General features: G+C 71.9%; 23 protein-coding genes and 1 tRNA gene. 18 read left to right on the top strand and 6 right to left on the bottom strand.

The window, feature by feature from the left end; genetic code table 11:
• The first annotated feature begins 51 nt into the window (after window positions 1–51).
• From DEI89_RS14445 to scpB, 8 genes are all read left to right on the top strand, one after another.
• Window positions 52–1,158, top strand: a complete 1,107-nt coding sequence (locus DEI89_RS14445; RefSeq protein WP_110904755.1) for a histidinol-phosphate transaminase — start codon at window positions 52–54, stop codon at window positions 1,156–1,158.
• The gene (hisB, locus tag DEI89_RS14440) at window positions 1,155–1,757 is read left to right on the top strand and encodes an imidazoleglycerol-phosphate dehydratase HisB (protein WP_110904754.1); all 603 of its coding nucleotides are present in this window, start codon (window positions 1,155–1,157) and stop codon (window positions 1,755–1,757) included. The genes DEI89_RS14445 and hisB overlap by 4 nt, the downstream gene beginning before the upstream one ends.
• Window positions 1,754–2,392, top strand: a complete 639-nt coding sequence (gene hisH, locus DEI89_RS14435; protein WP_110904753.1) for an imidazole glycerol phosphate synthase subunit HisH — start codon at window positions 1,754–1,756, stop codon at window positions 2,390–2,392. Before hisB ends, hisH begins: the two co-directional genes overlap by 4 nt.
• A gap of 20 nt (window positions 2,393–2,412) precedes the next feature.
• Window positions 2,413–3,159: a bifunctional 1-(5-phosphoribosyl)-5-((5-phosphoribosylamino)methylideneamino)imidazole-4-carboxamide isomerase/phosphoribosylanthranilate isomerase PriA gene (gene priA, locus DEI89_RS14430; protein ID WP_110904752.1), complete on the top strand. Its 747-nt coding sequence runs from the start codon at window positions 2,413–2,415 to the stop codon at window positions 3,157–3,159.
• Window positions 3,160–3,163: 4 nt separating this feature from the next.
• Window positions 3,164–4,015: an SseB family protein gene (locus DEI89_RS14425; protein ID WP_110904751.1), complete on the top strand. Its 852-nt coding sequence runs from the start codon at window positions 3,164–3,166 to the stop codon at window positions 4,013–4,015.
• 104 nt (window positions 4,016–4,119) lie between these two features.
• Window positions 4,120–4,998, top strand: a complete 879-nt coding sequence (locus DEI89_RS14420) for a ParA family protein (RefSeq protein ID WP_110904750.1) — start codon at window positions 4,120–4,122, stop codon at window positions 4,996–4,998.
• The gene (locus DEI89_RS14415) at window positions 4,982–5,875 is read left to right on the top strand and encodes a segregation and condensation protein A (RefSeq protein ID WP_375537779.1); all 894 of its coding nucleotides are present in this window, start codon (window positions 4,982–4,984) and stop codon (window positions 5,873–5,875) included. Before DEI89_RS14420 ends, DEI89_RS14415 begins: the two co-directional genes overlap by 17 nt.
• The gene (gene scpB / locus DEI89_RS14410; protein WP_110904749.1) at window positions 5,865–6,623 is read left to right on the top strand and encodes an SMC-Scp complex subunit ScpB; all 759 of its coding nucleotides are present in this window, start codon (window positions 5,865–5,867) and stop codon (window positions 6,621–6,623) included. Before DEI89_RS14415 ends, scpB begins: the two co-directional genes overlap by 11 nt.
• 73 nt (window positions 6,624–6,696) lie before the next feature.
• Here scpB and DEI89_RS18170 read toward each other — a convergent pair whose 3' ends face one another.
• The gene (locus DEI89_RS18170; RefSeq protein ID WP_258368941.1) at window positions 6,697–7,956 is read right to left on the bottom strand and encodes a hypothetical protein; all 1,260 of its coding nucleotides are present in this window, start codon (window positions 7,954–7,956) and stop codon (window positions 6,697–6,699) included.
• Between the two features lie 207 nt (window positions 7,957–8,163).
• On the opposite strand from DEI89_RS18170, the gene DEI89_RS18165 reads away from it, so the two are divergent.
• The 6 genes from DEI89_RS18165 (at window position 8,164) to DEI89_RS14380 (ending at window position 13,985) form a co-directional block, all read left to right on the top strand.
• On the top strand, window positions 8,164–8,916 hold the full coding sequence (locus DEI89_RS18165; RefSeq protein WP_258368950.1) for a pseudouridine synthase: 753 nt from the start codon (window positions 8,164–8,166) through the stop codon (window positions 8,914–8,916).
• A gap of 128 nt (window positions 8,917–9,044) precedes the next feature.
• Window positions 9,045–10,163 (top strand): prephenate dehydrogenase, encoded by a 1,119-nt coding sequence (locus DEI89_RS14400; RefSeq protein WP_110904789.1) that lies wholly within the window; start codon window positions 9,045–9,047, stop codon window positions 10,161–10,163.
• Window positions 10,164–10,327: 164 nt separating this feature from the next.
• Complete coding sequence (cmk, locus tag DEI89_RS14395; protein ID WP_110904788.1) at window positions 10,328–11,023, top strand: (d)CMP kinase; 696 nt, start codon at window positions 10,328–10,330, stop codon at window positions 11,021–11,023.
• Between the two features lie 72 nt (window positions 11,024–11,095).
• The gene (der, locus tag DEI89_RS14390; RefSeq protein WP_110904747.1) at window positions 11,096–12,616 is read left to right on the top strand and encodes a ribosome biogenesis GTPase Der; all 1,521 of its coding nucleotides are present in this window, start codon (window positions 11,096–11,098) and stop codon (window positions 12,614–12,616) included.
• 57 nt (window positions 12,617–12,673) lie between these two features.
• Window positions 12,674–13,303 carry a hypothetical protein gene (locus tag DEI89_RS14385; RefSeq protein ID WP_110904746.1) on the top strand — a complete coding sequence of 210 codons (630 nt, stop codon included), beginning with the start codon at window positions 12,674–12,676 and terminating at the stop codon, window positions 13,301–13,303.
• Between the two features lie 151 nt (window positions 13,304–13,454).
• Window positions 13,455–13,985 (top strand): hypothetical protein, encoded by a 531-nt coding sequence (locus tag DEI89_RS14380; RefSeq protein WP_110904745.1) that lies wholly within the window; start codon window positions 13,455–13,457, stop codon window positions 13,983–13,985.
• Here DEI89_RS14380 and DEI89_RS14375 read toward each other — a convergent pair.
• Window positions 13,948–14,826: a helix-turn-helix domain-containing protein gene (locus DEI89_RS14375; protein WP_258368940.1), complete on the bottom strand. Its 879-nt coding sequence runs from the start codon at window positions 14,824–14,826 to the stop codon at window positions 13,948–13,950. The genes DEI89_RS14380 and DEI89_RS14375 overlap by 38 nt on opposite strands.
• 104 nt (window positions 14,827–14,930) lie before the next feature.
• On the opposite strand from DEI89_RS14375, the gene DEI89_RS14370 reads away from it, so the two are divergent.
• A complete protein-coding gene (locus tag DEI89_RS14370; protein ID WP_110904743.1) occupies window positions 14,931–15,806 on the top strand; it encodes an oxidoreductase in 876 nt (291 codons plus the stop codon).
• Window positions 15,807–15,896: 90 nt separating this feature from the next.
• Here DEI89_RS14370 and DEI89_RS14365 read toward each other — a convergent pair whose 3' ends face one another.
• Both DEI89_RS14365 and DEI89_RS14360 read right to left on the bottom strand, forming a co-directional pair.
• Window positions 15,897–18,086, bottom strand: a complete 2,190-nt coding sequence (locus DEI89_RS14365; RefSeq protein ID WP_258368938.1) for an ATP-dependent DNA helicase RecQ — start codon at window positions 18,084–18,086, stop codon at window positions 15,897–15,899.
• A 12-nt stretch (window positions 18,087–18,098) separates the two neighbouring features.
• Window positions 18,099–19,178: a hypothetical protein gene (locus DEI89_RS14360; RefSeq protein WP_110904742.1), complete on the bottom strand. Its 1,080-nt coding sequence runs from the start codon at window positions 19,176–19,178 to the stop codon at window positions 18,099–18,101.
• Window positions 19,179–19,248: 70 nt separating this feature from the next.
• On the opposite strand from DEI89_RS14360, the gene DEI89_RS14355 reads away from it, so the two are divergent.
• From DEI89_RS14355 to DEI89_RS14345, 3 genes are all read left to right on the top strand, one after another.
• Window positions 19,249–20,085, top strand: coding sequence for an endonuclease/exonuclease/phosphatase family protein (locus DEI89_RS14355; protein WP_110904741.1), 837 nt, complete (start codon window positions 19,249–19,251; stop codon window positions 20,083–20,085).
• Window positions 20,082–20,684: a hypothetical protein gene (locus DEI89_RS14350; protein ID WP_110904740.1), complete on the top strand. Its 603-nt coding sequence runs from the start codon at window positions 20,082–20,084 to the stop codon at window positions 20,682–20,684. Before DEI89_RS14355 ends, DEI89_RS14350 begins: the two co-directional genes overlap by 4 nt.
• Before the next feature lie 139 nt (window positions 20,685–20,823).
• Window positions 20,824–20,900: transfer RNA gene (locus DEI89_RS14345), tRNA-Pro, on the top strand.
• 279 nt (window positions 20,901–21,179) lie between these two features.
• Here the strand turns inward: DEI89_RS14345 and DEI89_RS17840 are convergent.
• Window positions 21,180–21,335: a hypothetical protein gene (locus tag DEI89_RS17840; RefSeq protein WP_181421678.1), complete on the bottom strand. Its 156-nt coding sequence runs from the start codon at window positions 21,333–21,335 to the stop codon at window positions 21,180–21,182.
• A 201-nt stretch (window positions 21,336–21,536) separates the two neighbouring features.
• Window positions 21,537–22,010 carry a hypothetical protein gene (locus DEI89_RS14335; RefSeq protein ID WP_110904738.1) on the bottom strand — a complete coding sequence of 158 codons (474 nt, stop codon included), beginning with the start codon at window positions 22,008–22,010 and terminating at the stop codon, window positions 21,537–21,539.
• Window positions 22,011–22,280: the final 270 nt, after the last annotated feature.

Genomic DNA, 22,280 nt, shown 5'->3' with positions numbered 1-22,280 from the left:
ACCGTCCGGACGGCCGGTCAGCATGCGGGCAGTGCGGCCTACGATGGATCGGTGGCAACCACGCTCGAAGACCTCCCCATCCGAGACGACCTCCGCGGGCAGAGCCCCTACGGCGCCCCGCAGAAGCACGTCCGCGTGCAACTCAACGTCAACGAGAACACGCATCCGGTGCCGCAGGACGTGGCCGACGACATCGTCGCATCGATCCGTCAGGCGCTGGCGACCGTCAACCGCTACCCGGACCGCGAGTTCACCGAGTTGCGGGAGTCCCTCGCCGGGTACCTCGGACACGGTCTGGGTGCCGAGTCCATCTGGGCAGCGAACGGGTCGAACGAGGTCATCCAACAGCTGCTCCAGGCGTTCGGCGGTCCGGGGCGCAGCGTGCTCGGGTTCCCGCCCACCTACTCGATGCACTCGATCATCGCGTCGAGCACGGGCAGCCGCTGGATCGCGGCCGCGCGGGACGCCGAGTTCCGCATCTCTCCCGAGACCGCGGCCGCCGCGGTGCGTGCGCACCAGCCCGACCTCGTGTTCCTCTGCGGGCCGAACAACCCGACGGGCACGCCCCTCGACCTCGCGACCATCGAGGCCGTCTACGAGGCCACCGACGGCATCGTGATGGTCGACGAGGCCTACGCCGAGTTCATGCCCGCCGGCCAGCCGACGGCCCTCACACTGCTGCCCGGACGCCCGCGCCTGGTCGTCTCGCGGACGATGAGCAAGGCCTTCGCGTTCGCGGGCGCCCGGGTCGGCTACCTCGCCGCCGACCCGGCCGTGATCGACGCCCTGCGCCTGGTCCGCCTGCCGTACCACCTGTCCGCGCTGACGCAGGCCGCCGCGGTCGCCGCCCTCCGTCACGCCCCGGAGATGCTCCGCATGGTCGACGACATCCGCGGGCAGCGCGATCGGATGGTGACGGAGCTGCGGGCCATGGGGTACCAGCCGCACGAGACGTGGTCGAACTTCGTCCTGTTCGGGGGCGTCGCCGACCCGCGTGCTGCGTTCGAGTCCCTGCTGGAGCGGGACGTGATCGTGCGTGACCTCGGCATCCCGAACCACCTGCGTGTCAGCGCCGGCACGGCGGAAGAGACGACTGCGTTCCTCGACGCGATGCGCGAGGTCGCCGCCGAGCAGCCGCCCGTTAGGGTTGGAGCATGACCGCGCGCACCGCCGAGATCACCCGCTCGACGAGTGAGTCGACCGTCTCCCTGTCGCTCGACCTCGACGGCACCGGCACCTCCGAGATCTCGACGAGCGTGCCGTTCTTCGACCACATGCTCACCGCCTTCAGCAAGCACTCGCTGATCGACCTGCGCGTGCAGAGTTCGGGCGACACCGACATCGACGTGCACCACACGGTGGAGGACACCGGCATCGTCCTGGGCCAGGCGCTCCGTCAGGCCCTCGGTGACCGCGCGGGCATCGGTCGCTACGGCGACGCCCTCGTGCCGCTCGACGAGGCACTGGCCCAGGCGGTCGTCGACGTCTCCGGTCGTCCGTACCTCGTGCACACCGGAGAGCCCGCCGGCTTCGAGTTCCACCGGATCGGCGGACACTTCACCGGGTCCATGGTCCGGCACGTGTTCGAGGCGATCACGATGAACGCCGGTATCACGGTCCACGTCCGCGTCCTCGACGGCCGCGACCCCCACCACATCGCGGAGGCCGAGTTCAAGGCCTTCGCCCGCGCGATGCGCCGCGCCGTCGAACTCGACCCGCGCGTCGACGGCATCCCGTCCACGAAGGGCACGCTGTGAGCACCACCCGCCCGAACGTCGTCGTCCTCGACTACGGCTCCGGCAACGTCCACTCGGCGGCGAAGGCACTCGAACGTGCCGGGGCCGACGTCACCCTGTCGAACGACAAGCAGACGGCCCTGGCGGCCGACGGTCTGCTCGTTCCCGGGGTCGGCGCGTTCGCCGCGGTCGTCGACCAGCTCGAAGGGGTCCGCGGCGGCGAGATCGTCGACCACCGTCTGGCCGGTGGCCGTCCTGTGCTCGGCATCTGCGTGGGCATGCAGGTGCTCTTCGCCCGCGGCGTGGAGCGTGGTGCCGACGTCGAGGGCCTCGGACAGTGGCCAGGTGTCGTCGAGCCGATCAAGGCCGATGTCCTGCCGCACATGGGATGGAACACGGTCCAGGCGCCCGAGGACTCGGTGCTCTTCGACGGCCTCCGCGACGAGCGGTTCTACTTCGTGCACTCCTACGGGGTCACCGACTTCCCGCTCGACGCCTACGGTCCGTTGCGGGCGCCGAAGCTGACGTGGGCCGAGCACGGGGAGCGCTTCATCGCCGCCGTCGAGAACGGCCCGTTGAGCGCCACGCAGTTCCACCCGGAGAAGTCCGGCGAGCCGGGCATCCGCCTCCTCCGCAACTGGGTCTCGTCGCTGTGACCCCCGATCCCGACGGGACCATGACCGAGCTCTCCACCACCCAGCCCCTCGTCCTCCTGCCCGCGGTCGACGTCGTCGACGGCCAGGCGGTGCGCCTCACCCAGGGCGAAGCCGGCAGCGAGACGGGGTACGGCGACCCGGTCGCTGCCGCTCGTACCTGGCGGGACCAGGGTGCCGAGTGGATCCACCTCGTGGACCTCGACGCCGCGTTCGGCCGGGGCGACAACCGCCGGGTCATCGCTCACGCCATCCGGGAGGTCGAAGGCGTGTCCGTCGAACTCTCCGGCGGCATCCGTGACGACGCCTCGCTCGAGGCCGCTCTGGCGACCGGTGCTGCCCGGGTCAACCTCGGCACCGCGGCGCTGGAGAACCCGGAGTGGGCGGCCCGTGTGATCGGGCAGTACGGCGAGCAGATCGCCGTCGGGCTCGATGTCCGCGGGACCACCCTCGCGGCCCGCGGGTGGACCGAGGACGGCGGGGACCTCTGGGAGGTGCTCGACCGGCTCGAGGACGCCGGGTGTGCCCGGTACGTGGTCACCGACGTGACGAAGGACGGCACCCTGCAGGGTCCGAACGTCGACCTGCTCCGGCAGGTCTGCGACCGCACCGACCAGCCCGTGGTGGCCTCGGGTGGCATCTCGACACTCGACGACCTCCGCGCGCTTCGTGCGCTCGTGCCGCACGGGCTCGAGGGTGCGATCATCGGCAAAGCGCTGTACACGGGTGCGTTCACGCTGCCGGCCGCACTCGACATCGCGTCCGAGTAGTCCCGTGGCGGGCATCTCGAACGGTCGGGGTGCCGGCCCTGACCCAGACCAGCAGACAGCGGACCAGCAGGCGGCGCACGGGCACGCAGCACCTGGCCACGACCACGCTGGCGACTCCGCCGGCAACCCGTGGGCTGGCCGCACGTTCGACGCGCACGACACGACCTTCACCGAGGACGACGGCCTGGCCGATCCCGCCGTCGTCGCCGCCATCACCGCGGTCGCGTCCGGAGGCCCGCACGGCGCGGTCGTCGATGCCCTCCGCACCGCACGGCTGCTCATCCCGCTCGTCGCCGAGGCCGGTGACGTCGGCGAGACCGCGGACGGCCGCATCGTCGACAAGACCCAGGAGCTCTCGATCGTCACGGTCGCCGGACCCGACGGGCGTGCGGTGATGCCGGCGTTCACCTCGGTCGAGGCGATGCGCGCCTGGGACGCGGACGCCCGACCCATCCCGGTCGAGTCGCGCCGGGTCGCGATGGCCGCCGCGAGCGAGGACACCCAGCTCGTCGTGCTGGACCCGACGGCAGCGACGGAGTTCGTGCTCCGCCGACCCGCGGTGTGGGCGCTCGGACAGGACCTCCCGTGGACGCCGTGCTCCGAGGACCCGGAGGTCGCGCAGGCCTTCGCCCGCACGATCGAGACCGAGCCGGCCGTGGTCCGCGTCGAGCTGTCGCCGGGGGACCCGCTGTCGCGGTTCGCCGGGCCCGAGTTGACGGTCGGCCTCCGACTCATCGCCGGCCTCGGCCGCGAGCAGATCGCCGACCTCGTCGGGCGCCTGCAGCAGCGGTGGGCCACCGATCCGGTCATCGCGGAACGCGTCGACAGCATGCGCGTCGCCCTCCGCGCCGCCTGATCCCGGCTCTCGGACGGCCGGGAGGCCCGTGGCCCGTCCGCCTCGTCGGCCACCGCGCGGCGGTGCGGCCCGGTCAGGCGCGACTGCGCCGGTACGATGGCCCGGTGAGCAGCATCCCGACGACAGCCTCCGGTACCGGCGACATCGTCACGGGTCCGACCGGTCGGCCCGTGCGGTCGTTCCCCGTGCCGGAAGAGCTGGACGGCCACGGTCCCGCCCGCATCATCTCCCTGTGCAACCAGAAGGGCGGGGTCGGCAAGACCACCACCGCCATCAACCTCGGTGCCGCGCTCGCCGAGTACGGCCGCCGTGTCCTGGCGGTCGACTTCGACCCGCAGGGCGCCCTGTCCGCCGGTCTCGGTGTCCGGACGCACGACATCCCGACGGTCTACGACCTGCTGATGGGTGCCGTGAAGGACCCGAACCAGGTCATCCAACCGACGAACGTGCCGCTGCTCGACGTCATCCCGGCGAACATCGACCTGTCCGCGGCCGAGGTGCACCTGGTCAACGAGGTCGCCCGCGAGCAGATCCTGGCCAGCGTCCTGCGGAAGGTGTCGAACGACTACGACGTCATCCTCATCGACTGCCAGCCGTCCCTCGGGCTGCTCACCGTGAACGCCCTCACCGCGGCGCACGGCGTGCTCATCCCGCTCGAGTGCGAGTTCTTCGCGCTGCGCGGCGTCGCGCTGCTCATCGAGACGATCGACAAGGTGCGCGACCGGCTGAACCCGGCGCTGGTGCTCGACGGCATCCTCCCGACGATGTACGACTCGCGGACACTGCACTCGCGAGAGGTCATGGAGCGTGTCGTCGAGACGTTCGGCGACAGCGTCCTCGACACCGTCATCGGGCGCACCGTGAAGTTCCCGGACGCGACCGTCTCGGCGCGACCGATCACGCAGACGGCTCCGGACCACGCTGCGGCCCATGCCTACCGGCAGCTGGCCCGAGAGCTCGTCCAGCGTGGCGCCGTCGCCTGAGGACCCGGCCACGAGCCTCCAGTCCGACGCGGCCGGACACGCCGAGAGCGCGACCGACTCGCCGGTCGGCACCACGACCGCACCCGGGTTCCGGGTGCGCCTCAGCAACTTCGACGGGCCGTTCGACCTGCTGCTGTCGCTCATCACGAAGCACGAGCTCGACATCACCGAGGTCGCCCTGAGTGCCGTCACGGGCGAGTTCATCGCGTACGTCCGGCAGGCTGAGTCGAGCGACGAACTCGACGAGGCGAGCGAGTTCCTGGTCGTCGCCGCGACGCTGCTCGACCTGAAGATCGTCGGGCTGCTGCCGCAGGGCGAACTCGTCGACGCCGAGGACGTGGCCCTGCTCGAAGCCCGCGACCTGCTGTTCGCCCGACTGCTGCAGTACCGGGCGTTCAAGCAGGCCGCGGACTGGTTCGGCGACCGCTGGGGCGCCGAGTCGCGACGACACGTGCGGAGCGTCCGGCTCGAGGAACGGTTCCGTGCTCGAACGCCCGAGCTGGTCTGGACCCTGTCCGTGCAGGACTTCGCGGCGATGGCGGCGCTGGCCTTCGCGCCGCGCGAGATCCCGACCGTCGGCCTCGACCACCTGCACGCCCCCGCGGTGAGCATCCGGGAGCAGGCCGCCATCGTGGTGTCGGTCCTCCGCACCCGCGCCGACGAGGGGTCGCCGGACGTCACGTTCCGCGAACTCATCGCCGGGGTCGACCAGGCGGGTATCGTGGTGGCTCGTTTCCTCGCGATCCTGGAGCTGTACCGGAACGCCTCCATCTCGTTCGAACAACTCGAACCGCTCGGGGAACTGGTCCTCCGGTGGACCGCACTCGACTGGACGGACGAGAGCCTCGCGAACCTGGGAGCCGACTATGACGGATGACGTGCACGCGCACGCACACGGCGCTCCGTCGCGCGCCGGGGGATCCGCCGAGCCGGGTGGGGCGGACGAGATCGAGGACGCCCGCGCCCTCGAGTTGGAACTCCGTGCCGCGGCGGAGGAGCGCTCACCTGACACGTCGCCCGTCGACGTGCCGCCCGTCGACGCTCCGCCCGTCGCGGCACCGGTCGACCGGCAGCTCGAAGCCATCCTGATGATCGCTGACCAGCCGCAGTCCCTCGTCGCGCTCGCCGCCGCCGTCGGCGCGCCGGTGCCCGTCGTCCGACAGGCTGTCGACCGCCTCGTCGCGGACTTCGACGGCGTCGAGGGGACGGTCCGCCGCGGCTTCGAGCTCCGCGAGGTCGGCGGTGGTTGGCGGTTCTACGTCCGCGCCGAACTCGACGCCGTCGTCGAGCAGTTCGTCGAGGCGGAGCGCCCCGCCCGGTTGTCCCAGGCGGCGCTCGAGACCCTCGCCGTGGTCGCCTACAAGCAGCCGATCACCCGCTCCCAGATCGCCGCGATCCGGGCCGTCAACGTCGACGGCGTGGTCCGGACGCTCGTCGCGCGCGGCCTCATCGAGGAGTCGTTCACCGACTCCGAGACCGGCGCCATCAACTACGTCACCTCCGAGCTGCTGCTCCAGCAGCTCGGCATCAACTCGCTCGACGAGCTTCCGCTCATCTCGCCCCTCCTGGAGGACGGCGCGGACGGTTTCGGGCAGACCGAAGGGATCCCCGATGGCCGGGTTTGACCAGAACGACCGTGCACGACGAGACGACGACCGCCGCGGCGGGGGTCGCCCGGGCGGTGACCGGCCGGGAGGCTCAGGTCGCCGCGACGACGCACCCCGCGGACGCGACGGGGCCGGCTCCGGCGGCTCCCGCGGGCGCGACGACCGGGCCGGCGGCGGCGACCGTGGCGGGTACCGCGGCGGGGACGACCGTTCCTCCGGCGGGTACCGCGGGCGCGACGACCGTGCTGGTGGTGGCGACCGTGGGGGGTACCGCGGACGTGACGAGCGTGGTGGGGACCGTCCGACCGGTGGGTACCGCGGGCGCGATGACCGTGGTGGGGACCGACCGACCGGTGGGTTCCGCGGGCGTGATGACCGTGGTGGGGACCGGCCGACGGGCGGGTACCGCGGACGTGACGAACGTGGTGGGGACCGGCCGACGGGCTGGTACCGCGGACGTGACGAACGTGGTGGGGACCGTCCGACCGGTGGCTTCCGTGGCGGCGACGACCGGAGCGGTGGCGGGTACCGCGGTCGGGACGACCGATCCTCTGGCGGGTTCCGTGGACGTGACGAGCGTGGTGGGGACCGCCCGTCGGGCGGGTTCCGCGGCCGCGACGAACGTGGCGCAGACCGTCCGACCGGTGGCTTCCGTGGGCGCGACGAGCGTGGCGGGGACCGGCCGACCGGTGGCTTCCGTGGCGGCGACGACCGGAGCAGTGGCGGGTACCGCGGGCGTGACGACCGTTCCTCCGGCGGGTTCCGCGGGCGTGACGACCGTGGCGCAGACCGTCCGACCGGTGGCTACCGTGGCCGCGACGAGCGCGGCACGGGTGACCGTGGGTACCGCGGTGGCGACGACCGCGCCAGCGGTGGGTACCGCGGGCGGGACGACCGTCCCTCCGCCGGGTACCGCGGCAACGACGACCGCACCAGTGGTGGGTACCGCGGACGTCCGGACCGTGACACGCGCGGCGCCGACCGACGCAGCGACGACCGCGGTGGCTTCGTGAGCCGTGACGACGACCGCGGCCGATTCGTGCGCCGCGACGACTCCGGCGACCGCCGCACCGGCGGACGCGACGACCGTGGCGGGTACCAGGGACGCGATCCCCGTGGTGCTCGCGACGACCGAGGTGGCCGTGACGAGCAGCGTGGCGGGTACCAGGGACGCGACTCCCGTGGTGCTCGTGACGACCGAGGTGGCCGTGACGAGCAGCGCGGCGGGTACCGCGGGCGTGACGACCGCGGGGCCTCCCGCCGCCCGGACGACCGTGGAGCCGAGCGTCGCAGCGACCCCCGCCGCGAGGACCGCCGGAGCCCGGACGGCGCCCCGAGCAGCGTGTGGCACAACGGCCGCCGCTACGTCGGTGGCACGACGAGCCCCCGCAACGACCCGGCGCGCAAGAGGACCACGCCGCTCCCGGCCGGGGAGCGCGACGACGCCGGTCGCCCCGCCGAAGGCACGCCCGAACGCCCGATCATCCCCGACTGGGACCCGGCGGACGGGACGGCGACCGACGGGGGCGAGCCGGACCTCCAGGAAGGCGGTGAGCGCCTGCAGAAGGTGATCGCCGCTGCGGGTGTGGCGAGCCGACGGGTCGCCGAGAACCTCATCTCTGAGGGCCGCGTCACGGTGAACGGCGAGGTCGCCGACATGCTCGGACGCCGCGTCGACCCGGACACCGACGAGGTCGCGGTCGACGGTGTGCCGGTGCAGACCGACACCTCTCGGCGGTACGTCGTGCTCAACAAGCCGACCGGTGTGGTGTCGAGCATGCAGGACGAGCACGACCGTCCCGACCTGTCGCAGTTCGTCGACCAGTTCGAGGAGCGGCTGTTCAACGTCGGCCGTCTCGACTTCGACACCGCCGGGCTGCTCATCCTGACGAACGACGGCGGGCTCGCCCACGTCCTGGCACACCCGTCCTTCGGCGTGACGAAGACCTACGTCGCGAAGGTCGACGGCAACATGGTCCCCTCCACGCTGCAGCTGCTGCTCGACGGCATCGAGCTGGAGGACGGCCAGATCGCCGCCGACAAGGCACGGCTGCTCGAGTCCTCGCGCGGGGAGTCGCTCGTCGAGATCACGCTGCACTCCGGCCGTAACCGCATCGTCCGCCGCATGCTCGAAGCGGTCGGACACCCGGTGCTCGAGCTCGTCCGCCGGTCGTTCGGACCGCTGCAGCTCGGCAGCCTGGCACCGGGTGAGGTGCGCGAGCTGACCACGATCGAACTCGGCAAGCTGCTCGGCATCGCCCGGACCGCGGACACCCGCACCGGCGACGACGACGCGGAGAGCACGGACTGACCGTCGCGGACCGACAGTGACACGGACGGCGCCGGGACCGGTGGGGACTTCTCCACAGGCCCGGCGCCGTCCTGCTGCCCGGCACCCGCGCTCGATAGGCTTGCCCGGTGACCGACGCCAGCACGACCGTGACCGACAGCCGTCTGTCGCGCGCCGAGACCGACCGGCGCGTCCGCGGGCCGGTGCGGATCGTCGGCACCGGACTGCTCGGTGCCTCGATCGGGTTGGCGCTGCGGGACAAGGGCGTGGACGTCGTCCTCGACGACGTCTCCCCGGCCGCGCTGGCGCTCGCCGTCGACTACGGCGCCGGACGACTCCCGGCAGCGGGTGACGACCCCGAACTCATCGTGGTCGCCGTGCCGCCGGACGTCACCGCGACCGTCGTGGAACGCGAACTCCTCGCGCACCCGGACGCCGTCGTCACCGACGTCGCGAGCGTCAAGTCCGGGCCGCTCGACCGACTCCGCACCGCCGGAGCGGACGTCTCCCGGTACATCGGCTCGCACCCGATGGCGGGCCGCGAACGCAGCGGTCCGACCGCCGCCCGTGCCGACCTCTTCATCGGTCGCCCCTGGGTCATCGCCGGACACGACGAAATCAGCCACCAGCGCGCGGCCGTGGTCGAGCACCTGGCCCTCGACCTCGGCGCGACCGTCGTCCCGATGGACCCCGAGTCGCACGACCGAGCGGTCGCCGTGGTGTCGCACGCGCCGCAGCTGGTCGCGACGCTGATGGCCTCGCGCCTGCGGGACGCCCCCGGCGAAGCGCTCGGCCTGGCGGGCGGCGGCGTCCGCGACGTCACGCGCATCGCCGCGAGCGACCCTGGACTGTGGGTGCAGATCATCGGCGCCAACGCCGCGCACATCCGGCCGGTGCTGGCCGACCTCCGCGACGAACTCGACCGGGTGCTCATCGCGCTCGCCGACCCCGCCGCAGCCGGGTCGCCACGGGCGATCGCCGAGACCCTGGCCTCGGGCAACCGCGGGGTCGAACGGCTGCCCGGCAAGCACGGGTCCACCGCACGGTTCGCCCAGGTCGTCGTCCTCATCGACGACCGACCCGGGCAGTTCGCCGAACTCCTCACCACCATCGGGGAACTCGGTATCAACCTCGAGGACCTGCGCCTCGAGCACTCGCCCCGGGCGCAGATCGGCATCGTCGAGGTGTCGGTCGTCCCGGAGCACGAACAGCGACTCGTCGAGGAACTCGAGGGTCGCGGATGGAGGATCGCAGCAGCATGGGCCTGAACGACAACGACACCACGCTCGAGTCCGGCGTCACCGGCGGCCCGGACGCCCCCGACTCCGGTCTGCCGAGCCCGACCGACCAGCCCGGGCCCCTCGGCGGCGGCGACGTCACCGGCGGTCCTGACGGGCAGGGTGCGGGCGAGTTGGGTTCGACCCGCGATCCGATGCCCGCCGGTCTGCCCGCCGGAGCGTTCGTGGCGAAGTTCGTCATCGCCGTGGACGGCCCTGCCGGCAGCGGCAAGTCCAGCGTCTCGCGCGCGGCGGCCCGTGCGCTCGGCTTCGGCTACCAGGACACCGGCGCCGCCTACCGCGCGCTCGCCTGGCACGCACTGCAGCAGGGCGTCGACCTGGACGACCCCGTCGCGGTGGTCGCGGCCTTCGACTCCTTCGACTACGCGATCGGCACCGACCCCGACGACTACTTCGTCCGCGTCGGCGGTGTCGACGTCACCGACGCCATCCGGACGCCGGAGGTCACCGCGGCCGTGGCGCACATCGCGAAGCTGCCGGAAGTGCGCGCGAAGCTCGTGTCGCTCTTCCGCCAGGTGATGCGGATGGCCGACGGACAGGGCATCATCACCGAAGGACGCGACATCACGACGGTGGTCGCTCCGGACGCCGAAGTCCGGATCCTGTTGACCGCCGACGAATCCGTTAGGATGGCACGTCGGTCGGCGGAGGTCACGACGCAGTCGGCCGAAGAGACCTCGGCCGCCCTGGCCCGTCGGGACGCTGCGGACGCGAAGGTCGTCGACTTCATGAACGCCGCCGACGGCGTCACCACCCTCGACTCCACCGACCTCGACTTCGACCAGACCGTGCAGGCGGTGGTCGACCTGGCCCGCTCGGCCACGAACTGACGACAACCCGGCCACACGGCCGCACCTGAACCACGAACACGCGGCCCACCGGCCGCCGGCAAGGAAACCACCATGGCGCAGCTGGACGACCGAAGTGACGACGACTTCCCCGAGTACGACGACTCGCTCGGAGAGCGGCTCGCCGGCATCGACGACGCCGAAGCGGACCAGCGTGCAAGCGCGCTCCGCGCCGGCCTCGAGGACTACGACCTGGACGACGAGGACCTGGCGCTCCTCGAAGCCGGCAAGCTCGGCGTCGACGGCGTCGCGTACCTGCCGGCGCTGCCGGTGCTCGCGATCGTCGGCCGTCCGAACGTCGGCAAGTCGCAGCTCGTGAACCGCATCCTCGGCCGCCGCGAAGCCGTCGTGCAGGACACCCCCGGTGTCACCCGCGACCGCGTCAGCTACAAGGCCGAGTGGAACGACAAGCGCTTCACCATCGTCGACACCGGCGGGTGGGAGCCCGACGCGAAGGGCATCAACGCCTCGGTCGCCGCCCAGGCCGAGGTCGCGATCGACCTCGCCGACGCGGTCCTGTTCGTCGTCGACGTCACGGTCGGCATCACCGCCACCGACGAGCACGTCGTCAAGATGCTCCGCGGCACCGACCGTCCGGTCATCGTCGCCGCGAACAAGTCCGACGACGAGCGCCGTGACCTCGAGGCCTACGCACTCTGGAACCTGGGTCTCGGCGAGCCGCACCCCGTCTCGGCGCTGCACGGCCGTGGTGTCGCGGACCTCCTCGACCTGATCATCTCGACGCTCCCGGACGTGTCCGCGGTCGCCAAGCAGGAGATCGGCGGCCCGCGTCGCGTCGCCATCCTCGGCCGTCCGAACGTCGGCAAGAGCTCGCTGCTCAACAAGGCCGCCGGTGAAGAGCGCGTCGTCGTCAATGAGCTCGCGGGCACGACCCGTGACCCGGTGGACGAGCAGATCGAGCTCGGCGGCAAGACCTGGCGCTTCGTCGACACCGCCGGCATCCGGAAGCGCGTGCACCTGCAGCAGGGCGCCGACTTCTACGCTTCGCTCCGCACCACCGCCGCGCTCGAGAAGGCCGAGGTCGCGGTCGTCGTCCTCGACGTGACCGAGCCGGTGTCCGTGCAGGACCTCCGCATCATCGACCTGGTCCTCGAGTCCGGTCGTGCCCTGGTCCTGGCGTACAACAAGTGGGACCTGCTGGACGACGAGCGTCGCCGCTACCTGGAGCGCGAGATCGAGCAGGACCTGGCGCACGTCGCCTGGGCCCCGCGCGTGAACATCTCCGCCCGCACCGGCCGTCACCTCGAGAAGCTCGTGCCGGCCCTCGAAACCGCGCTCGAGTCGTGGGACACCCGTATCCCGACGGGCAAGGTCAACGCCTTCGTCGCCGAACTGGTCCAGGAGCACCCGCACCCGGTCCGCGGCGGCAAGCAGCCCCGCATCCTGTTCGCCACGCAGGCGTCGAGCCAGCCGCCGACGTTCGTGCTGTTCACCTCGGCCTTCCTCGACCCGCAGTACCGACGGTTCATCACCCGCCGTCTGCGCGAGGTCTGGGGCTTCGACGGCACGCCGATCGTCGTCAACATGCGAGTGCGCGAGCGCCGGAAGCGCTGAGCCGCCATGTCCGTGCCACGAGGGGAGCGATCGACGTCTCGACGTCGATGGCCTCTCGTGGCCGGGCTGGTGCTGCTCGTCGTGGTCGCCGCCGGCGCGGTCGTGCAGTGGTCGGCTGCGGACGGTGGGACGACGTCGGCGTCGGTTCCTGACCCGTCCCCGAGTGCGGACGACGCCGGGATCTCGATCGGCCACGGGTTCATCCCGGACGAGCCGACCACGGACGCCACCGGCGACGCTCCGATGATCGATGCCGCGACCGGGCTCCCCGTCGACGACGCGCAGGCGTCGGGTCCGTGGTGGCGACGGGCACTGCCGATCGCCGGCGACCTCGTCCCCATCCGTGGCGAGGTCCGCGGGAACGTCCGCCTCGAGGTCGTCGGCGAACAGGTCGTCCAGATCACCCTGACCGGCGTGCAGGTGATGGCAGGGTCCGGTACGACCGGGTCGCACGTCGGTGCGGTGCGGGTCCAGCTGTCCTCGGGCGACGTCCTGGGGAGCGAACGGGCGCAGTGGACCGGTGAGGACGTCCCCGCCGACTTCGGCTCGTTCACACCGGACGGCGAACACCCGGTACTGGTCATCGTCGACCCGCAGGACCTGCCGCCGGTGGTGCACTCCGTCCTGTTGGTCGATGCCGACACCGGGGACCTGCTCGGCGGCGCCGAGTTGCTCCCCGTCTTCTGACCGGGGGAGCACGGCGGGGGAGGGCGTGCCTCCCGGCAGACCGCACTCCGGCAGACCGCACTCCGGCAGACCGCACTCCGGCAGACCGGACTCTCAGCCGCGTCGGCGGCCCGAGGCAGCAGCGAGCCGTCGGGTACGGCACGATGGGAGGGTGACGCAGCGACCATCCGGCCTGGCAGCGACCGCTGACCGGGCGTGGAGCCGGCTCCGCCTGGACCGCCTGGCCGGCGGTCGGCAGGGCGGCTACGTCATCCGCGAGGACATGCTCGCCCATCCCGACACGGTCCGCTCGTTCCGGTGGATCCGGTGGCTGCTCGTCGCCGAGACGGTCGTCGGGCTGACCGCGATCGTCGTCGCCGTGCTGCTGACCCGTGCCGGGGAGGTCGTCCCGTGGGCGGTGTGGTTCCGAGCGACGGTCGTGCTGCTCATCACCCTGACGCTCTACGTGTTCGCGTGGCGCGCGCAACTCGGGTACTACTGGGCGTACCAGCGGCTGCGGCTCTTCAGCCGGGTCTTCCCGATCGTGACGCTGGTGATCGCGGCCATCCCGGGCCTCTACCCGTTCTGGATGGTCATCGAGCAGATCCTGTTCTCGGTGCTCATGGTCGGGATCGGCGACGTCCTGACGAGCGACCACATGCGACTCACGTTCCCGAAGCCGGTACGTCGGACTGTCCGGTAGCGGAGTGCGCTGCCGCCGTCCGTGTCGCGGCGAGCGAACCGAGCAGCGCGAGCCCGCGTGCCGACGGTGAGCCCGGCTCCGCGTGGTGCACGACGAGCAGCTGCCCGTCGGTGCCGCCGACGGCCAACTTCTCGCGGCGGAGTTCCAGGTCGCCGACCTCCGGATGCCACATCCGCACCGCGCCGCCACCGAGGGGCCGCACGTCGTGGCGGGCCCAGAGTTGCCGGAACTCCTCGCTGCCGAGGGACAGCTCGCCGACCAGCTGGACGACGTCCGGGTCGTCGACGTCCGGTCCGATCGACGTCCGGAACGCGGCGACCATCCCCGCCCGCTGCTGTGGCCACTCCGGGTAGCGCTCGACCTCGTCGTGGTCGAGGAACATGGTCCGCAGTCGGTTCTGGCCTGCTCGGAGGCCCGGGGCGAGTTCGGTCGCCAGGCTGTTCGCTGCGAGGACGTCGAACGCCCGGTTCTCGACGAAGGCCGGCAGCCCGATCACGTCGAGGAGCTGGCGGGTGCCGGCCGGCACCACCTGGCGGTGTGGGCGGGAGCGTCTGGCGGGAGTGGTCGGGCGGATGCCGGCCAGGCCGAGCAGGTACTCGGTGGCGGTCGTGTCGAGCCCCAGGACCCGGGCGAGTGCCTCCAGGACCTGCGGTGAGGGGTTGCGGTCCCGACCCTGCTCCAGGCGCAGGTAGTAGTCGGCGCTGATCCCGGCGAGCGTCGCGACCTCCTCCCGGCGGAGGCCAGGGGTGCGTCGGACGCCCGTCACGCGGATGCCGACGTCCGCCGGCTGCACCAGCTCGCGGCGGGCGCGCAGGTGGTCGCCGAGGGGGTTGTCGCTCACGGTGCCGATCGTAGGCGCAGTGCCGGGGTCCGGTCCTGGTCCCCGTGGTCCCAGGATCGTCGGGGATCTGGGCAGGACGGGTGACGGGGAGCATCGTGGAGGCCATGACCACGACATCGCTCCCCGGCGGCACGTTCCGCCTCGCCGACGACCTCGAACTCACCCGCGTCGGGTACGGCGCCATGCAGCTCGCCGGACCGCACGTGTTCGGTCCTCCGGCCGACCGCGACGAGGCCGTCCGGGTGCTCCGGACCGTCGTCGAGCTCGGCATCACGCACATCGACACCGCTGAGTTCTACGGCCCGCACGTCACGAACGAACTCATCCGCGAAGCGCTCTCGCCCTACGGGGACGACGTGCACATCGTGACGAAGGTCGGATCGGTGCGGGACGCCGAGGGCAACTGGGTGCCGACCCGGCAGCCCGACGACCTGGTGGCGCAGGTGCACGAGAACCTCCGCACCCTCGGTCTCGAGCAGCTCGAGGTCGTGAACATCCGGATGGGCGGCTTCGACGCTCCGGAACCGGGCTCGATCGCCCCGCAGGTCGAGGCACTCGCGCGCCTGCAGGAGGACGGGCTCGTCCGCCACATCGGTCTGTCGACCGTCAGCGCCGAGCAGCTCGCGGAGGCGCAGAGCTACGCACCGATCGTCTGCGTGCAGAACATGTACAACGTGGCGCGCCGCGAAGACGACGCCCTCGTCGACCTCACCGCGTCGCAGGGCATCGCCTACGTGCCGTACTTCCCGCTCGGTGGGTTCTCGCCGCTGCAGTCCGGGGCACTCGACCGGGTCGCGGAGCGCCTGGAGGTCTCGCGCCTGACCGTCGCGCTGTCGTGGTTGCTCCAGCGGTCGCCGAACATGCTGCTGATCCCGGGGACGTCGTCGGTCGACCACCTGCGGGACAACGTGGCGTCCGCGGGCTTCGTGCTGCCGGACGACGCCGTCGCCGAACTCGACGCGATCGGTTCCGCCGGGTAGTCCGACCGGGATCGGCCCGGCCTCGGTCCCGCCGGCCCGGTCACGCCGGCGCGGTGCCGCGCGGCCGAGCGGGCCGGGCCGGGCGAACCGTCAGGCCACGGTGGCGAGCGCGAACGGCAGCACGGCCGATGCCCCGGCCCGTCGGAGTTCCCGCCCGGCGACGGTCATCGTCCACCGGCTGTCGACCAGGTCGTCGACGAGCAGGACCGGCCCCTCGTGCGCCTGCAGCGCTGCCGCGAGCTCCGGTCCGACGACGAACGTGTCCCACACGCCGGACAGCCGGTAGGCGCTGTTCGTCGCACCGTCACCACGCGGCACCCCGCCCTCCCGGTCGAGGGTGCCGAGGTGCTGCAGCCGACCGATCGAGGACAGCGCCTGGGCGAGCGAGGCGACGAGTTGCGGGCGGGAGCGCGAGGACATCGCGACGACACCGGTCGGTCGGGTCTCCCACGGCCAGTCCTTGAGCGCACGGACGCAGCCGTCGACGAGTTCGCGGGACACCGGTGCGTCCGGGGTCCCGTTCGCGAACAGGGCACGCAGCGGACCACCCCATCCGAGGTCGGTGAGCCGGGCGACGGCCCGACCCGGAGCGACGAGTTCGCCGACCGGGATCTTGCCCTTCACCGCGACGCCCAGCGAGGACATGCCCGAGGGCCACTGCGCACGGGGGGCGATCTCGACGCCGACCTGGTCGAGGGCGTTCGCGGCACCCGTGCGGTCCGCGTCCGAGACGTCCGTCGGGTACCAGGCGCCGGCGCAGTTGTCGCACCGGCCACAGGGTTCCGCGGTGGGGTCGTCGAGGTCCTGCTGGAGCAGCTGCATCCGGCACGCGCTCGTGGACTCGTAGGTGAGCATCGACGCGGCCTCGGCGGCACGGGCGGCGGCGACCCGCTCGTAGCGGGCGGCGTCGTACTCCCACGGCCGACCGGTGGCGACCCAGCCGCCGCCGACCCGACGGACGGCGCCGTCGACGTCGAGCACCTTGAGGAGCAGTTCCAGCGTCGATCGCTTGATGTCGACGAGCCCTTCGAGGGCCACGGTCGACATCGCGGTGTCGACGGAGAGCGCGCCGAGCACCGCCGAGGCCCGGGACTCGGTCGGCATCGAGGCGCTGGCGAAGTACTGCCAGATCTCCTGGTCCTCACGCCCAGGCAGCAGCAGGACGTCGGCGTTGTCGGTGGCGCGGCCGGCACGACCGATCTGCTGGTAGTACGCCACGGGGGAGGACGGCGCCCCGATGTGCACGACGAAGCCCAGGTCGGGCTTGTCGAACCCCATGCCGAGGGCGCTCGTGGCGACCAGGGCCTTGAGTTGGTTGTCCTTCAGCTGCCCTTCGAGCTGCTCGCGTTCGTCGTTGTCGGTCCGGCCGGTGTAGGCGCGGACGGCGTACCCGGACTCCCGGAGGAGCCGGGCGATGTCCTCGGCCGCCGAGACGGTGAGCGTGTAGATGATGCCGCTGCCGGGCAGGTCGCCGAGGTGGGCGAGCAGCCAGCCGAGGCGGGCGCGGGCGTCCGGCAGGGTGAGCACACCGAGCCGCAGCGAAGCGCGGGCGAGCGACCCGCGGATGGTGAACACCGGGTCCTCGGGCCCGGCGGTCAGCTGTTCGGCGACGTCCTCCACCACCCGCTCGTTCGCGGTCGCCGTCGTCGCGAGGACCGGCACGCCGTGCGGCAGGGACCGGATGAGTTCGGCGAGGCGGCGGTAGTCCGGCCGGAAGTCGTGACCCCAGTCGGAGATGCAGTGCGCTTCGTCGACGACGAGCATGCCCATCCGCCCGATGAGCGCGGGCAGCTGTTCGTCACGGAACTTCGGGTTGTTCAGCCGTTCCGGGGAGACCAGCAGCACGTCCACCTCGTCCCGGGCGAGGGCTGCCTGGGTCTCCGTCCACTCGTGGGCGTTCGCGGAGTTGATCGAGACCGCTCGGACCCCGGCTCGGGCCGCTGCGGCGACCTGGTCACGCATCAGGGCGAGCAGCGGCGACACGAGGACGGTCGGCCCACCGCCCCGACGCCGGAGCAGCAGCGTGGCGAGGAAGTAGACGGCGGACTTGCCCCACCCGGTGCGCTGCACGACGAGCGCTCGCTGCCGGTGCTCGACCAGCGCGGAGATCGCCTCGAGCTGCCCCGGGTGGAAGACCGCATCGACCCGACCCGTCAGCGCCTGCAGGGCCTCCTGCGCCTCGGCCACGATGTCAGCAGAGGGCACCGCGTCAGCAGTCGGCACCGCGTCGGCAGACGGCACCGCAGCAGGCGGGACGGGGGAGGCAGCAGCTGAACTCATGCCCCCATGCTGTCAGGACCGACCGACGAACCCGGCCACGGGCCTCCAGTCCTTGGAGAACCCGCGACCGTTCACTGGTAGGTGACCAGCGACGGCGTCGGCTGCACCTCGGACATGGTCTGCTCCGGCGTCAGCGTCGGGGTGTCCTCGTCGAAGAAGTTCTTCCACCCCGGCGAGCCATCCCGACACGCCGTTCACCTCCCGCGCGCTGACCGTACCGATCTCGAAGGCGGGCGTCACGGGCACGTCGGACAGCCCGCGGTACTGCTCCGCCAGCTTCCGGGCCCGCGCGACAATCGCGGCCGGGTCCTGCTCGCCGAGGACGCCGAGCACCGGCGCCCCGGGCGCGCCGTAGAGAGCTGTGTACCGGTGGCCGTCGAACGGACGCTGCCCACCCCCGCCGATCCGGTACCCGGTCTGCGCGGCGCGGACCACCCACTCCGGATCGCCGAGGTCCGCGAACGACGCCCCGAGCAACAGCGTCGGCCGCCCCTGCGCACCGTGCATCGCGCGGACGACCGCCCCCGACGCAGCCGGGTCCGACACGCCCGAAGGCATCACCACCACCTGAGCGTCGGCAGCGCGGGCCGACGCCACCGCGGCAGCGTCGTCCGACCGGTCCGCGACGAGCACCGTCTGCCGGGAGGCCCGGCCCGCCTCCGCCCGCTGGCCCACCTCCGGCACGTCCCGCTCCTCGACCTGCGTGTCGAGGGTCACGTCGTCGAACGCCCGGTACCAGGACGCCCCGAGACGCTCGAGTTCGTCGGCCACGGCAGTGGTCGCCTCCTTCGATCCGGAGTCGACGAGCAGGGCCGGCACGTGCGCGCGGACCGCGGCGCTCGCCGCATCGCGGACGGCGTCGGCGTCTCCGGCGGGCGCGACGACAGCACCCGGCGCGGATCGGAACAGGGCACGACTCGTCCGGACCGAACGGTCCGCGGCGGACCGTTCCGCTACAACGGTCACGGTGTCCGACGACGCCGGGGCGAGCGTCGGACGGGGGGTCGGAGCCGCAGCCGAACAGGCGGTCACCCCGAGCACCAGACCGGTCACAGCGAGCGCGAGCAGGGCACGGACGGGTCGAGAACGCATCGGGCCACCCTAGGAGCCGAGCCGACGTCACCCTGAGAACCGCATCCGTGCCGTCTCGTAGAAGGGGAACATGCACCGACAGGCCGACGACCGACCGATCATCGGGCCGGTGGCCGCTCCCGACCTGCACTGCATGACCCTCAACCTGCGCCGCAGCGTGCCCCGACCCACCGGCCACCCCGACTCGTGGGAACACCGCCGCGACGCCGTGGTGGCACTCGTCGCCTCCGAGGAGCCCACCGTCCTCGCCGTCCAGGAGGCCCTGCGCCCCCAGGCCGTCGACCTCGCCACCGGCATCGGCTCGCGCTGGGAAGCGGTCCTGCTCGGACGCGACCGTTTCGGCGACGGGGAGGCCGTCGGACTCCTGGTCGACACCGAGCGCTGCACCGTCGTCGAGCGCCGGTCGTGGGCGATGTCCCGCACACCGTTGCGCCCCGGCTCCCGCTCATGGGCGACCGCCTTCCCCCGGCACGCGGTCGGGGCCGTCCTCGACGACCATGCAACCGGACGACGGTTCCTGGCACTGGCCACGCACCTCGACGTCGCATCGCCCTGGGCCCGACTCCGCTCGGCGCAACTGCTCGGCCGGATCGTCGCCCAGTCCGGCCTGCCCGCCGTCGTGATGGCCGACTGCAACGCGTCGGCCGGGTCGGCACCGTGGCGAGCACTGGCGGAGGCGGGCATCACGGACACCTGGAGGCGGGCCTCCCGCCTGGAGACGGCGGAACTCGGCACGTACGCCGCCTACCGGGAGCCGCGCGCCGACAAGCCGCGCATCGACGGCGTGTTCGCCACCGCGGACGCCGTGGTGTCCCGCGCCGCGATCTCGACCCGGCGGCCCGGGGGAGTGTGGCCGTCCGACCACCTCGCCGTGCACGCCGTGCTGTCCTTCGGGGCGACCGCGTGATCGACACCTTCGGGCCGACGTTCCTCCGACGGCCGCACGGCGCCGTCTGGGCCGCAGACGTGCTGCGGATCGTCACCCTGGTGAGCGTGCCCGTCGCCGCCGTGGGCTGGGGAGCGGTCGCGTTCGCCGTGACGACCCTCGCGCTCCTCGGCACCGTCGTTCCGCGCATGCTCGGGCTGCGACCGACGTTCGACGCGGCCGTCGTGCTGCTCTGCCTGGTCGCCGCCTGGAGCAGCGTGCTCGACTGGTACACGACCGTGTTCCTCTGGGACAAGCTCGTCCACGTCATCCTGGTCGGGCTGCTCGCGGCGTTGCTCGTCGTGATCGCCTCGGACGCCGGCGTCGTCGTCTCGGCCCCGCGCGCCGGCGTGCTGCTCTCCGCCCTCGTGGCGCTCGCCGCCGGGATGGCGATCGGCTCGGTGTGGGAGATCGGCGAGTGGCTCGGGCACAACCTCGTCGACGACACGATCTTCGTCGGGTACGACGACACCATCGGCGACCTGGCGGCGGACGGACTCGGGGCGTTGCTCGCCGGGTTCGCGCTGCCCTGGTTGTCGCGGGAGCGCCGGGTCGTCCAGCCGATGCACCTGCGGGGGTGACGCGCGCAGGTCCGTCGTCGTGGCGCGGTGGGGCTCCCGCTTCCGCTATGCTTGACGGGCTGCTCCACGCTCGGTCGGGTGTGGGGCGGGGCTCGCAGCCTCCCTCGTGGGGGCGGGGTCTGGGTCCTTCTGGGACTCGCGGGCTGTGGCGCAGCTTGGTAGCGCACTTGACTGGGGGTCAAGGGGTCGCAGGTTCAAATCCTGTCAGCCCGACCAACAAACCCCGATAGAACCGCAGTTCTGTCGGGGTTTCTGTCGTTTGGAAATCTGAAACGCCTCCGCTACCCCTCCGCGTTCCTCGCCTCCACGTGGGGGCCGTCGTGACCGGAGGCGTACTCCCGCCCGGCGCTGACCAGAACTCGGCGGCGCGGTCGCCGTCCTCTCCCTTGAGTCGCCGGGTACCGGTGGAGTCCTGAGGCTGTGCCGGGACGGCACAGCCTGTCAACGGGACCGACAGCACCGCGATCAGAGTCGCGATGCCCAACCGGCGTCTGCTCACCACTTCACCTTCTCCGTCCGTGTGGATCGCTCTGTGATCCGCGAGAGCGGGCCGTGGTCTCCAGCGGCCCGGTTCAACACGTCGTAGTCGAGCCCGGGGATCCGCAACGCGGACCCGAGGGTGGTCTCGTTCGTCGCGGTGTACTCGATCACAGCGGTTCCGTCGTCGCCCTTCGACACGACGTTCGCATCGATGTCGTACGTCCGAGAGCCACCAAGGTGCTATCGGGCCCGAACGAGAACACCACCGGACTGCTCCGGGAGTACGAACTCGACACAACCACCCGTTACAACGGCCCCTTGGAACCGCCATCGGCTACCGAACCGCGTGTGCTCTCTTCCTGCTCGTCGGGTCTAGCCCTGTCCCTGATCCCACAGGCGCCAGCCGTCGGCGGTGTGCACCCAGCACCAACTCCAGCTCAGCTCGCCAGGGTCCGCGCCGCTTATCCACCGCTGCATGATCGTGGACTGGACGCACTCCTGAGCGTGCCCGGCAACGCCCTTCGTGACCAGTTCCGGCTTCCCGACATCGCGGTACGACTGCAATTCCGGATCACCGTCGAACCATCCGTGCGGAGCTGCGCCGCACCAGGCGAACGTGTTCGGAGTCGTGAGCAGTCGGGTGAGGGCGCAGTCGTGGTCCTTCGCCGCGCGCAGGTAGGTCTTGGTCATCACCTCGACCGAGGTATCCGGGGCCGGTACCTCGGAGGCTGCAGCGGCTTCGGCCAGGCTGTGGGCGTGGGCGTGGGTGACAAGCGCTTGGACGCTGACGCCGGCGGCAGCGATGATGCCGATCCCGGCGATGACGACGAACGTCCTGGTGCGCATGGGATCAGCGTCGCACTTCCGTCAGCTTCTTCACGAGCCCCCGACAAGGTCTCGTTGCACTTGCGACGCACTGCGCCGTCGTCCCGACAGACGGTGGTCCAACGCGACGAGTAGATGGCTGCCCCTCAATCCCACTGACCGGATGAGGATCGCTGTGGGGAATCGGTTCAACCGCGCGCCGGACACGTGTCCAGGGGGGTGTCCCTATGGTTTTTGTCAAGCTGCGAGTGGGACGGGTGGCTGGTAGAGGGTGCCGTCTCGGAGCATGGC

Origin of the sequence: Curtobacterium sp. MCBD17_030 (assembly GCF_003224255.1) — a bacterium.
GTDB lineage: Bacteria > Actinomycetota > Actinomycetes > Actinomycetales > Microbacteriaceae > Curtobacterium.
This window is presented reverse-complemented; position numbering and strand designations above follow the sequence as displayed.